This window comes from Streptomyces sp. NPDC003036 (assembly GCF_040611175.1).
Classification (GTDB): domain Bacteria; phylum Actinomycetota; class Actinomycetes; order Streptomycetales; family Streptomycetaceae; genus Streptomyces.
Map to the genome: position 1 here is coordinate 92559 of NZ_JBEXNO010000019.1, position 13044 is coordinate 105602.

Genomic DNA, 13044 nt, shown 5'->3' on the forward strand with positions numbered 1-13044 from the left:
CCGCCCTCCCCCACGTACGGAAGGAACGTTCCGTTGCGTCCGCTCACCACCTGGTTAACCGCCGCCGCCGTCGGTGCCGGTCTCCTCGTCCCTCTCTCCCCGTCGGCCGGCTCCGCCTCCGCCGCCCCCGCCTTCAACTACGGCGAGGCGCTCCAGAAGTCGCTCCTCTTCTACGAGGCCCAGCAGTCCGGCAGGCTCCCCGACACCAACCGCGTCGGCTGGCGCGGCGACTCCGGTCTCGACGACGGCAAGGACGTCGGCCTCGACCTCACCGGCGGCTGGTACGACGCCGGTGATCACGTCAAGTTCGGCCTGCCCATGGCCTTCTCCGCGACGATGCTCGCCTGGGGCGGCGTGGCGGAGAAGGAGGCGTACACCTCCTCCGGCCAGCTGCCGTACCTGAAGAACAACCTCCGCTTCGTCAACGACTACTTCCTGAAGGCCCACCCCGCCCCGAACGTCCTCTACGGCCAGATCGGCAACGGCGCCGACGACCACAAGTGGTGGGGTCCCGCCGAGGTCATGCCGATGGCACGGCCCGCCTACAAGATCGACGCCTCCTGTCCCGGCTCCGACCTCGCCGGTCAGACCGCCGCCGCGATGGCCGCCTCCTCCCTCGTGTTCAAGGAGAGCGACCCGGCCTACGCCGACAAGCTGATCACCCATGCCAAGCAGCTGTACGCCTTCGCCGACACCTACCGCGGCAAGTACAGCGACTGCATCACGGACGCGAAGGCGTACTACAACTCCTGGAGCGGCTACCACGACGAGCTCGTGTGGGGCGCGATCTGGCTCCACCAGGCCACCGGCGACGCCGCCTACCTCGCCAAGGCCGAGTCGTACTACGACAACCTCTCCACCGAGCCGCAGACCACCACCCGCTCCTACCGGTGGACCCTCTCCTGGGACGACAACTCCTACGGCGCGTACGTGCTGCTCGCCCAGCTCACCGGCAAGCGGAAGTACGTCGACGACGCCAACCGCTGGCTCGACTGGTGGACGGTCGGCGTGAACGGCCAGCGCGTCCGCTACTCGCCCGGCGGCCAGGCCGTCCTCGACAGCTGGGGCTCCCTGCGGTACGCGGCGAACACCGCCTTCGCGGCGCTCCAGTACTCCGACTGGCTGAAGCAGACCGGTGACGGCGAGCGCGGGACGCGGTACCACGACTTCGCGGTACGGCAGATCGACTACGCGCTCGGCGACAACCCGCGCAAGTCGAGTTACGTCGTCGGCTTCGGCGCCAACCCGCCGACCAAGCCGCACCACCGCACGGCCCACGGCTCGTGGACCGACCAGATCAACAACCCGGTCGAGAGCAGGCACACGCTGTACGGCGCGCTGGTCGGGGGGCCGAGCGCGCCCGACGACACGTACACGGACGACCGGTCGAACTACGTGAACAACGAGGTCGCCACCGACTACAACGCGGCCTTCACCGGGGCACTGGCCCGGCTGTACGCCGAGTACGGCGGCACCCCGCTCGCCGACTTCCCGAAGGCCGAGCAGCCGGACGGGCCGGAGGTCCTCGTACAGGCGTCGGTGAACGCGACCGGGCCGAACTTCACCGAGATCAAGGCGTACCTCGTCAACAAGTCGGCCTGGCCGGCGCGGGCGCTGACCGACGCCTCGCTGCGCTACTACTTCACCCTGGAGCCGGGCGTCACCCCGGACCAGATCAGCTACACCACCAACTACAACCAGTGCGGCAGGGTCAGCGGGCCCACGCGGTACCAGGACAACGTGTACTACGTGACCGTGGACTGCTCGGACGCGACGATCGCCCCCGCGGGGCAGTCGGCCTACCGCAAGGAGGTGCAGTTCCGGATCAGCTCGGCGGGCGCGTGGAACGCCGCCAACGACTGGTCGTACCCGTCCTCGGCGACGACGCCGGGGTCCACTCCCCTGGACGCGCCGAAGATCGTGCTGATGGAGGGCGCGCAGAAGCAGTGGGGCGCCACACCGGACGGCACGGTCCCGACCCCGACCCCGACTCCCACGCCCACTCCGACTCCCACGCCCACTCCGACCCCCACGCCGACCCCTGTCGGCTCGTGCGCCGTGACGTACACCGTCACCCAGTCGTGGGGCGGCGGCTTCACCACGGAGGTCGCGGTGAAGAACACCAGCGCCACCGCGGTGAACGGCTGGCGGCTCGGCTTCGCCTTCAAGGGCGCCGAGAAGGTCACCAACGCCTGGAACGCCACAGTCACCCAGACCGGTGCGCAGGTGACGGCGGCCAACGTCGCCCACACCGCCGCCATCCCGGCGGGCGGCACCGTCTCCTTCGGCTTCCAGGGCTCCGGCGCACCCGCCGGTACGCCCGCCGCCTTCACCCTCAACGGAAAGGAGTGCGGCTGACATGAGAGCCCTCATCCCCGCGCTGGCGGCGGTCCTCTCGCTCACCGGGCTGACCGCCGCCCAGCCCCGAGCCGCTGCCTCCGCCTCCGCGACTGCCGCCGCCGCCCTGCCGTACCAGGATCCGTCCCTGCCCGTGAAGACCCGGGTCGACGACCTCCTGGCGCGGATGACGCTCGACGACAAGATCGGGCAGATGACCCAGGTCGAGCGCGAGGCGCTCGTCCCGCAGTCCGACCTGGCGACCTACCGCATCGGCTCCGTGCTGTCCGGCGGCAACTCCACGGTCAGCCCCAACAACGCCCAGACGTGGGCGGACACGTACGACGCGTACCAGCGCACCGCGCTGACCACGCCGCTCGCCATCCCGATGATCTACGGCATCGACGCGGTGCACGGCCACAACGCGGTGCGCGGCGCGACGATCTTCCCACACAACATCGGGCTCGGCGCCACGCGCGACCCGGCCCTCGTGCAGAGGATCGGCCGCGCGGTCGCCGAGGAGGTCTCCGGCACCGGCATCGACTGGAACTTCGCGCCGTGCCTGTGCGTGGCGCGCAACGACCGCTGGGGGCGTACGTACGAGTCCTTCGGCGAGACTCCCGAGCTGCCGACGTCGATGGCGACGTACGTCACCGGCCTCCAGGGGGAGAAGCTCGGCGGCGCCCCCGCCTCGGTCCTCGCCACCGCCAAGCACTTCATCGGCGACGGCGGTACGACGAACGGCACCGACCAGGGCAACACCCAGCTCTCCGAAGCCGAGCTGCGGGCGATCCACCTGCCGCCGTTCAAGGAGGCGCTGCGGCGGGGCGCCGGCTCGGTCATGCTCTCGTACAGCAGCTGGAACGGCGTCAAGCTGCACGGCCACAAGTACCTCGTCACCGATCTGCTCAAGGGCGAGCTGGGCTTCACCGGCTTCGTGGTCTCCGACTGGGCGGCCATCGACCAGCTCGACGGGCAGAGCGGCTTCACCGCGGCGGAGGTGACCACCTCCGTCAACGCGGGCGTCGACATGGTGATGGTGCCGCACGACTACAAGAAGTTCCTCTCGCTGTTGCGCGGCGAGGTGCAGGCCGGGCGTATCCCGATGGCCAGGATCGACGACGCCAACCGCCGCATTCTGACGAAGAAGTTCGAGCTTGGCCTCTTCGAGAAGCCGCTGGCGGACCGGGCGTACACCGGGACCGTCGGCTCGGCCGACCACCGGGCGCTCGCCCGGCAGGCTGTGCGCGCGTCGCAGGTGCTGCTGAAGAACGAGGGCGGGGTGCTGCCGCTCGCCAAGTCGGCGAAGCTCTTCGTGGCCGGCAAGTCGGCCGACGACATCGGCAACCTCAGCGGTGGCTGGACCATGAGCTGGCAGGGCAGCAGCGGCAACATCACCCCCGGTACGACCGTCCTCCAGGGCATCCGCGCCGCCGTCACGGACCCGTCCCGGGTCACGTACGACCGGTACGGCAACGGGGTCGACGGCAGCTACACCGCCGCCGTCGCCGTGATCGGCGAGACGCCGTACGCCGAGATGCACGGCGACCGGCCCGGCGCCATGGGGCTCGACCAGGAGGACCTGCAGACCCTCGCCAAGCTCAAGGCGAGCGGCGTTCCGGTGGTCGTGGTCCTCGTCTCCGGGCGCCCGCTGGACATCGCGGCCCAACTGCCGGACTGGAAGGCACTGATCGCGGCCTGGCTGCCGGGCACCGAGGGGGGCGGCGTCTCGGACGTCCTCTTCGGGGACCACAAACCGACCGGCAAGCTGCCCATGACGTGGATGGCCTCCGCGTCGCAGCAGCCGATCAACGACGGCGACGGGAAAACACCCCTGTTCCCGTACGGCTTCGGCCTGAGCTACGCCACGGACCCGACGCCGACGCCGACGCCGACACCGACACCGACGCCGACGCCGACGCCCACCCCCACACCCACCCCGCCCCCCACGCCAACGCCAACGCCAACACCCGCCCCCGGCTGTACGGCCGGCCTCAAGGTCACCAACTCCTGGTCCGGAGGCTTCCAGGCCGAGGTCACCGTGAAGAACGCCTCCACCACGCCCCTGAGCGGCTGGTCGGTGGCCTGGGACCTCGCCGGGACGACGGTGACGAACATCTGGAACGGCGCCCTGAGCGCGGCGGCGGGCCGCGCCACCGTCCGCAACGTCGCCTACAACGGCGCTGTGGCGCCGGGCGCGTCCGTGTCCTTCGGCTTCACCGCCACCGGGAGCCCGTACGCAGCCGGTTCGTTCGGGACTTGTCATGTCCATTGACATATGAGCCGCCCGCTGGTTCATTGCTTGTAAATGGGAGCGCTCCCATTGGCCCTTCGGCGCTCCCGTCCCTGCCCCCGCACCCTTCCGAAAAGGGAGATCCGTACGTGACGCACGTGACGCACGAGATGCACGAGACACGCAAGGGAAAGAGGCGCAAGCGGCGCACCGCCGTGGCCGCCGCCACCGCCACCACCCTCCTGTTCGGCCTGGCCGGCCTCCTCGGCTCCGCGCCGACGGCGGCCGCGGCCGAGGCCCACGTCGACAACCCGTTCGTCGGCGCCTCCTTCTACGTCAACCCGGACTACGCCCGCCTCGTCGACGGCTCCATCGCCCAGACCAGCGACGCGGCGCTCAAGGCCAAGATGGAGAAGGTCAAGACCTACCCGACCGCCGTCTGGCTGGACCGCATCGCCGCCATCCACGGCGGCGAGGTCAACGCCGGCCGCAAGAGCCTCGCCGACCACCTCGACCTGGCCCTCGCCCAGAAGAAGCCCGGCCAGCCGCTCGTCGCCACCTTCGTCGTGTACGACCTCCCGGGCCGCGACTGCGCCGCCCTCGCCTCCAACGGTGAACTTCCCCTCACCGCCGAGGGCCTGGCCCGCTACAAGACCGAGTACATCGACGCCATCGCCTCGGTCTTCGCCAACCCCAAGTACCAGGACATCCGCATCACCACGGTCATCGAGCCGGACGGCCTGCCCAACCTGGTCACCAACCTCTCCGACCCCGAGTGCGCCCAGGCGAAGAGCAGCGGCATCCAGGTCGACGCCATCCGGTACGCCCTGAACAAGCTGCACGCCATCCCGAACGTCTACACGTACATGGACTTCGCCCACTCCGGCTGGCTCGGCTGGGACACCAACCTCTCCCAGACCACCCAGCTGTACACGGACGTCGTCAAGGGCACGACGGCCGGTCTGGCGAGTGTGGACGGCCTGATCACCAACGTCTCCAACTACACGCCGCTCGCGGAGCCGTTCCTCACCGACCCGAACAAGACGGTCGGCGGCAACATGGTCAAGTCGGGCAAGTACTACGAGTGGAACCCGAACTTCGACGAGTCCGACTTCACCAAGGCGATCCACAAGGCGCTGGTGTCCCAGGGCTGGCCGGCGTCCACCGGCATGGTCGTCGACACCTCCCGCAACGGCTGGGGCGGCGCCGCGCGGCCGACCGCCGAGTCCACGAGCACCGTCCTCGACACGTACGTCACCCAGTCCAAGGTGGACCGCCGCGCGCACCGCGGCCTGTGGTGCAACGTGAACGGCGCCGGCATGGGCCAGCCGCCGCAGGCCTCGCCCGCCGGGTACCCGGACTCGCACCTCGACGCGTTCCTCTGGATCAAGCCGCCGGGGGAGTCGGACGGCGCGAGCAAGGACATCCCGAACGAGGAGGGCAAGCGTCCGGACCCGATGTGCAACCCGGCCTACACGGCGCCCAACGCGGGCAACAACCCCACCGGCGCCATGCCCGACGCGCCGCTGGCCGGCCACTGGTTCCACAACCAGTTCGCGATGCTGGTCCAGAACGCCCACCCGGCCATCGGCGGCGGTGACACGCCTCCTCCCGTCGACACCACCGCTCCCACCGCGCCGACCGGCCTGACCAGCCCGGCGAAGACGTCCTCCTCCGTCACACTGTCGTGGACGGCGTCGACCGACAACGTCGGTGTGACCGGGTACGACGTGTACCGGGGCGCGACGAAGGTGAACGCGGCCCCTGTGACCGGGACGACGTACACCGACACGGGCCTCGCGGCCTCGACCGCGTACAGCTACACCGTGCGGGCGCGTGACGCGGCGGGCAACGTCTCGGCTCCGTCCGCCGCCCTGTCCGTCACCACCTCGGCGGGCGGCGGCGGTGGCGACCCCACGCCCACCGGCGGGGTGAAGGTCCGCTACAAGAACAACGACTCGTCGGCGACGGACAACGCCATCCGGCCCTCGCTGCAGGTGGCCAACACCGGCACCTCGGCCGTGGATCTGAGCACGGTGTCGCTGCGTTACTACTTCACCCGTGACGGCTCCGCGTCCGTCAACGCCTACTGCGACTACGCGGCGGTCGGCTGCTCGCAGGTGAAGCTGCGCGTGGTGCCGCTGAGCACGCCGGTGGCGGGTGCGGACGCGTATCTGGAGGTGAGCTTCGCGGCGGGTTCGCTGGCCGCCGGGCGGGACACCGGTGACATCCAGCTGCGGATGGCCAAGTCGGACTGGTCGAACTTCAACGAGGCCAACGACTACAGCCGCTCCACGGTGACCGCGTACGCCGACGCCCCCGCGATCCCCGCGTACACCGGCACCACCCTGGCCTGGGGCGCGCCCCCGGCCTGATCCCGCCAGACCCCTGTCCGCCCCGCCCTGTTGGACGTGCCGGGCCGGGCGGACAGGCCTCACTCACTCATCCCTCACTCGCTGAACAGGCGGAGCAAGCGGTCGGCCGTACCCACGGGGGGACGGCCGACCGTCGTCGTGCGCGTCGCCCGCGGCGTCGCGGAGCAGGGCGGCCGTCCCCGTGTGACCGCCCCTCAGGGCCCAGTCGAGCGGCTACAGGCCCGTGCCGCCGTCCTCGCGGAGGTGCGGGTCGGCGCCATGGGCGAGGAGCGCCCGCACGGTGTCGGTGTGTCCCCAGCAGGCGGCCGCGCACAGGGGCGTGCCCTCGGTGCCGTACCCGCTCTCGGCGTCGGGCGGCGCGCCGGCCTCCAGCAGGACGCGGACGGCGTCGACGGCGTCGGTCAGGGCCGCCGCGTACAGGGGAGTGGTGCCGTGGGTGTCGGGCGCCGCCGGGTCGGCCCCTGCCCGCAGGAGCTCCTTCACGAGGGCGGCGGCTCAGCGTACGGGCACGCCGAAGGAGGAGGCCGTGGCGCTCGCGGCCTCCTCCTCGCGTACCGGTCCGGTCGTACGGCGGTGGGTTACGCCACCGAGCACGCCGTTCCGTTGAGGCTGAACTGCGCGGGCGCGGTGAACGTGCCCGTGTACGTGCCCTGGAAGCCGAAGGACTGGCTGCCGGACGGGGGGATCTGGGCGTTGGAGGAGAGGTTCGTCGCGGTCACCGCGCCCGAGGAGGGGGAGATGGTCGCGTTCCAGGCGTTCGTGACGCGCTGGCCGGACGGCAGCGTGAAGGCCACCTTCCAGCCGTTGACGGGCGCCGAGCCCGTGTTGGCGACCGTCACGTTGGCGGTGAAGCCGCCGGGCCAGACGCTCGTGGCGTACGTGACCCGGCAGGCGCCGGCCGGGGTCCCCGGGTCGCCGGGGTCACCGCCTCCGCCGGCGTTGACGGCGGAGGAGAAGGAGTTCACGCGCAGCCCGGCACCGTTCTGCCACGGCTCGAAGCCGGCCTGCACGCTGGTGACGTACCACGACGGCTGGGCGAGGCCGCGGGCGACGGCCTGGTCGACGAAGTCCATCACGTCGAAGTTCCAGCTGCCGATCGCGGAGGGGGCGACGAAGGAGATGACGTCGTTCGCGCCGTTGTTGCCGGTCCACACCTCCCAGCCGCGCCCGGCGACCGTGGCCGTACCGACCCGGGAGCCCACCGGGTTGATGGGCCCGACCCGGTTGAACCAGATCATGATCTCGGTGCGGTTCACCCCGTCGGTGCGGGGCGTCGGGTCGAGCCAGATGTCGTACGAGGCGTTGTAGACGGCGTCCGCGACGTAGCCGTACGAGATGCTCGTCGGCGCGGAGCCGATGGCGCTCACCCGCAAGGGCAGGTTGGTGCCGGGCGAACAGTTCGTGTAGTGGCAGCCGTTGAAGACGGACGGGTACGACTTGGGCGCGCCGTTGGTCGGGACGGAGCCGTCGGCGCGGGTGAGCTCGAATCCGGTGGTCGTCGCGTTGACGCACTGCGCCTCGCTGGTGCCCCAGCGGTTGTTCTGGACGACGTAACGGCCCTGGATGACCGTGGAGCCGAACTGCTCGCAGATGAGGGTGTCGGCCTGCGCGGGCGTCGCGGTCGCCGTGACGAGGGCGGTCAGCGAGGCCAGCGTGACGAGTACGGCGGTGGCTGCCGCGCGTAAGGAGCGGGCGCGGCGGCGCAGGGAGTTCATGCGGGCCATGCGGGTCCCTTCGGAGGGGTGGGAACGGATACCGATGGATACCGACGGGGATGCCGACGGATGCCGAGGTTAATGGGAGCGCTCCCAATTTTGTGCTGCCGCTGGACTGTAGAAGTCCCCTGTGGCTCTGGCAAGTCAGTGCGACGCATGCATTGACGTGAGCCGCTCAAGTCCCCACAGTGGAGCCCGAGGGCGGGAGCGCTCCCAAAAACCTGCCGCCCTCACCCCTGGGCGGCGCGACGGCCGGGAACCGCCGAACCCGTCCGCCGCGCCGCCCTCCCACCCGCCCAGGAGGCACCCCCATGCGCCCAGCCGTCGTCCGCGGACCCGTACTCCGCGGATCCGCCGTCCACTTAGTCCTGGTGGCGTCCGCCGCGCTCGCCCTCGTCGTCGCGGCGATCGCCGTGCAGCTCGGCGTCTCCCGCCCGGCCACCGCCGCGGCCGGACAGACCACCGCCGTCAGCGGCGGCCCCGACACCTTCACGCAGGCGCTCCCGACCGGGGGAGCCTCGCAGTACACCACCCCGCTGGAGCGCTGCCACACCAGCCCCAGCTACCCGCTCTCCGGTCGCAACCCGATCCTGGACGAGCCGCTCACCAGGTCCTTCACGTCCAACGTGCCGCTGTCCGTGAGCGTCCGCGCCGACAGCACCACCGGCTACGGGGTGCGCGAGCTGGTCTTCACCAACCGCTCCAGCAAGCCGGTCCACCTGGACTGCGGCGTCCTGGTCTTCCTCGCCCCGTCCGGCTCCGACCAGCACCACTACGCGGCCTCCCAGGCCTTCGGCCACCCGCAGCAGGACTTCGTCGAGGTCAAGCGCGGCGACGGGACCTCCTTCTACATCGCCCGCCTCGGCTTCCACGACGTCTCGCTGGCCCAGCGCGGCATCGACCCCGGCCACACCTGGACGTACAAGCTCGGCGGCTCCAACCAGGGCGCCGTCAGCCTGGAGACCACCCGCGACTCGATCCGCTTCACCGCGGACCTCACCGTCTCCTCCAACACCGAGCTGGTGAAGAAGTACGGCACCAGCCGGTACGCCAACTGACACCTGCCGTAAGGACCATCACCCACAGGCCGCGTGACCGGGACGCCGACTCCCGGTCACGCGGCCGCCGGCTCAGCGGAAGGCGCTCCCGCCCCATGCACCGACCCGACCGCCCGCGCCGCTCGTGGCGACGGCGCCTGGCCCCGGTGGCCGTCGCCGCCGCCCTCCTCGCCGCCGTGTGGGTCAGTCGCGCGCAGGACGCCGCGACGACGGGGCCGGCGGGCGGGCCTGCGACCGGGAGCGCGGCCGGCCGGGGAGCCGACGAGCAGGCCGCCCGGGCCGCGGCGCAGAGCCACCTCGGCCTGCTCTCCGGCGGCGACTGGCCCGGCGCCTGGGCCGACTTCGCCCGGGACACCCGGCAGCGCGTACCGCGCGACACCTACGTCCGCGTGCACCGGGCCTGCCACCCGCTGCTCGCCGTCCCCCTCCAGGTGGTGCGTGCCGTCGCCGCCGACGCCCGCACCGTCGACGCCCACTGGCAGGGCGGCGGCACGTCGGGCACCCTGCGCATGCGGTACGAGGACGGCCGCTGGCGCGTCGCGATGACGCCCGACCAGCTCGCCCCGTACGCCCGGGGCGCCGACGCCGCGATCGCCGGCCTGCGCCGGAACGGCCAGTGCGGGGACGGGGTCACGCCGACGCCCGCCGCACCAGCTCCGTCCGCAGGATGACGTGCCGCCAGGCCGTCCCGGCCCCGCCCCCGCCCCCGGCACCCGCCGCGGCGCCGCGCGCGTCGATGCTCTCCATCAGGACCCGGGCCATGGCCCGGCCCATCTCCTCCACCGGCTGGCGCACCGTCGTCAGCCGCGGATCGGTGTGCTGCGCGATCGGCGAGTCGTCGAACCCGACCACGGCCACGTCCTCCGGAACCCGCCGCCCCGCCGCCCGCAGCACCTGGAGGGCACCGGCCGCCATCACGTCCGACGCCGCGAAGATGGCGTCGAGCCCGGGGTGGCGCTCCAGCAGCTCATGCGTCGCCCGGCGCCCGCTCTCCTCGGTGAAGTCACCCCGCGCCGTCCACGCCGGGTCCGGCTCGCGGCCGAACGCCTCCCGCATCTCCTCCTGGTAGCCGCGCAGCCGGCACTGCGCCCCGTACATGTCCAGCGGCCCCGAGATCGTGGCGATGGCACGCCGCCCCGAGCCCGCCAGGTACCGCACGGCCGCCCGCGCGCCGCCGACGTTGTCGGAGTCGACGTACGACACCGACTCGTCGCTGCGCCGCCGCCCGCTGAGCACCGTCGGAACCTCCAGCTCCGCCAGCATGTCCGGCAGCGGCTCGTCGTCGTGCACCGACACCAGGAGCACCCCGTCGACCCGGCCCGCGCGGGCGTACTGGACGAAACGCTGCCGCTCCTTGTCGCCGCGCACCAGCGTCAGCAGCAACTGCATCTCGGTGTCCGCCAGCCCGGCCGTGACACCGTGGACGATGTCCGAGAAGAACGGCTCGGTGAAGAACCGCCGCGCGCTCTCCGCGATGACCAGCGCCACCGCGTCGCTGCGGCTCCCCGCCAGGGCGCGGGCGGCCCGGTTCGGTACGTAACCGAGCCGGTCGATCGCCTGCTTCACCAGCACCCGGGTGGCCTCCTTGACCCCCGGCGCGTTGTTGATGACCCGCGACACCGTGCCCCGCCCCACACCGGCGAGCGCGGCCACCTCCTCCAGCGTGGGCGGGGCTGAGCGTCCGTTCGCCGCCATCGCATGACCTCCAGGGCTCGGGCGGAGTCGATCAGGGGTTCATCGAAGCACCGGACACGCCCGCGCCGCACCGGTTGATCTCATGTGTTACACGCCGTAAACCTGGACCGGGCCCCGCGCGGCGACAATCGGGCCACCCCCGCACGTCCGCCTCCGCCCCGTCCGCACCGACCTCCCGCGAGGAGTCCCATGCCGGCAGCACAGGCCGTCGACCGCTACTTCCGTATCAGCGAGCGCGGATCGAGCGTGGCGCGCGAGATCCGCGGCGGGTTCGCCACGTTCTTCACGATGGCGTACATCCTCGTCCTCAACCCGCTGATCCTGGGCAGTACCGAGGACAAGTTCGGCACCCAGCTGTCCACCGCGCAGCTCGTGACCGCGACCGCGCTGGTGGCGGCCGTGATGACGGCGGCCATGGGGCTCGGCGGCAACCTGCCGCTCGCGCTCGCCGCCGGGCTAGGGCTCAACGCCGTCGTCGCCTATCAGCTCGCGCCGCTGATGAGCTGGGACGACGCGATGGGGCTGGTGGTCCTGGAAGGCATCCTCATCTGCCTGCTCGTCGTCACCGGGCTGCGCGAGGCGGTGATGCACGCCATCCCCCAGCCGCTCAAGCAGGCCATCAGCGTCGGTATCGGCATGTTCATCACGTTCATCGGCTTCATCGACGCGGGCTTCGCCACCCGCATCCCCGGCGAGACGGGGTCCGTTCCCGTCCAACTCGGCGCCACGGGGCAGCTCTCGGGGTGGCCGGTCCTGGTGTTCTGCCTGGGTGTGCTGCTCACCATCGCGCTGATGGCGCGGGGGGTGCGCGGCGCGATCCTCATCTCGATCGTCACCATGACGGTGGTCGCGATCGTCATCAACGAGCTCGCCGAGATCAGGCCGCTCGCCTGGGGCCTGACCGTCCCGTCGTTCCCGGACGACATCGCCGCCCTCCCCGACTTCGGGCTCGTCGGCTCCTTCAGCCTCTTCGGCGCGTTCGAGCAGGTCGGGGCGGTGACGCTGGTGCTGCTCGTCTTCACGCTGCTGCTGAGCGACTTCTTCGACACCATGGGCACGGTCGTCGGCGTCTCCAGCGAGGCCGGGCTCCTCGACGAGCGGGGCAGGGTGCCGAACCTCGGCCGTGTCCTGCTCATCGACGGCGCGGCGGCGGTCGCGGGCGGCGCGGCCTCCGCCTCCTCCGGCACCTCCTACATCGAGTCGGCCGCCGGTGTCGGCGAGGGCGCCCGTACGGGTTTCGCCTCGCTCGTCACCGGCGCGCTGTTCGGGCTCGCGCTCTTCCTCACGCCCCTCGCCACGGTCGTCCCGGCCCAGGCCGCCGCCCCCGCCCTGGTGGCCGTCGGCTTCCTGCTGATGGCGCAGGTACGGCACATCGACTGGCAGTCGTACGAGATCGCGATCCCGGCGTTCCTGACGATCGCCGTCATGCCGTTCACCTACTCCATCACCAACGGCATCGGCGCGGGCTTCCTCGCCTACGTCACCCTCAAGGCGGCCCTGGGCAAGGCCCGTGAGGTGCACCCGCTGCTGTGGGGCGCGGCGGCGCTGTTCGCGGTGTACTTCGCGATCGACCCGATCGAGCAGCTGCTCGGCGCGTAGGGGCGGGAGTCCGGAGTCGTACCCCCGCCCCG

At 71.6% G+C, this 13044-nt stretch carries 8 protein-coding genes and 1 pseudogene; 6 read left to right on the forward strand and 3 right to left on the reverse strand.

Annotation, left to right across the window (positions count from 1 at the left end; all coding sequences use genetic code 11):
- Positions 1 to 33: 33 nt before the first annotated feature.
- The 3 genes from ABZX67_RS16440 (at position 34) to ABZX67_RS16450 (ending at position 6945) form a co-directional block, all read left to right on the forward strand.
- Positions 34 to 2358 (forward strand): glycoside hydrolase family 9 protein, encoded by a 2325-nt coding sequence (locus ABZX67_RS16440; protein ID WP_355360276.1) that lies wholly within the window; start codon positions 34 to 36, stop codon positions 2356 to 2358.
- 1 nt (position 2359) lies between these two features.
- Positions 2360 to 4612: a glycoside hydrolase family 3 N-terminal domain-containing protein gene (locus ABZX67_RS16445; RefSeq protein WP_355360279.1), complete on the forward strand. Its 2253-nt coding sequence runs from the start codon at positions 2360 to 2362 to the stop codon at positions 4610 to 4612.
- Between the two features lie 128 nt (positions 4613 to 4740).
- A complete protein-coding gene (locus ABZX67_RS16450; RefSeq protein ID WP_355360402.1) occupies positions 4741 to 6945 on the forward strand; it encodes a glycoside hydrolase family 6 protein in 2205 nt (734 codons plus the stop codon).
- 216 nt (positions 6946 to 7161) lie between these two features.
- Here the strand turns inward: ABZX67_RS16450 and ABZX67_RS16455 are convergent.
- Positions 7162 to 7428 (reverse strand): annotated as a pseudogene (locus ABZX67_RS16455) (ankyrin repeat domain-containing protein); the annotation flags it as partial.
- Between the two features lie 95 nt (positions 7429 to 7523).
- Positions 7524 to 8660, reverse strand: a complete 1137-nt coding sequence (locus ABZX67_RS16460) for a cellulose binding domain-containing protein (RefSeq protein WP_355360405.1) — start codon at positions 8658 to 8660, stop codon at positions 7524 to 7526.
- 371 nt (positions 8661 to 9031) lie between these two features.
- Here ABZX67_RS16460 and ABZX67_RS16465 point away from each other — a divergent pair, with 371 nt between their 5' ends.
- Both ABZX67_RS16465 and ABZX67_RS16470 read left to right on the forward strand, forming a co-directional pair.
- Positions 9032 to 9718, forward strand: coding sequence for a hypothetical protein (locus ABZX67_RS16465; protein ID WP_355360282.1), 687 nt, complete (start codon positions 9032 to 9034; stop codon positions 9716 to 9718).
- Positions 9719 to 9813: 95 nt separating this feature from the next.
- Positions 9814 to 10389, forward strand: coding sequence for a hypothetical protein (locus tag ABZX67_RS16470; protein WP_355360285.1), 576 nt, complete (start codon positions 9814 to 9816; stop codon positions 10387 to 10389).
- Here ABZX67_RS16470 and ABZX67_RS16475 read toward each other — a convergent pair.
- Entirely contained in the window at positions 10349 to 11413 is a 1065-nt protein-coding gene (locus ABZX67_RS16475; RefSeq protein ID WP_355360288.1) for a LacI family DNA-binding transcriptional regulator, read from the reverse strand. The genes ABZX67_RS16470 and ABZX67_RS16475 overlap by 41 nt on opposite strands.
- Before the next feature lie 189 nt (positions 11414 to 11602).
- Here ABZX67_RS16475 and ABZX67_RS16480 point away from each other — a divergent pair, with 189 nt between their 5' ends.
- Positions 11603 to 13012 (forward strand): NCS2 family permease, encoded by a 1410-nt coding sequence (locus tag ABZX67_RS16480; protein ID WP_355360291.1) that lies wholly within the window; start codon positions 11603 to 11605, stop codon positions 13010 to 13012.
- Positions 13013 to 13044: the final 32 nt, after the last annotated feature.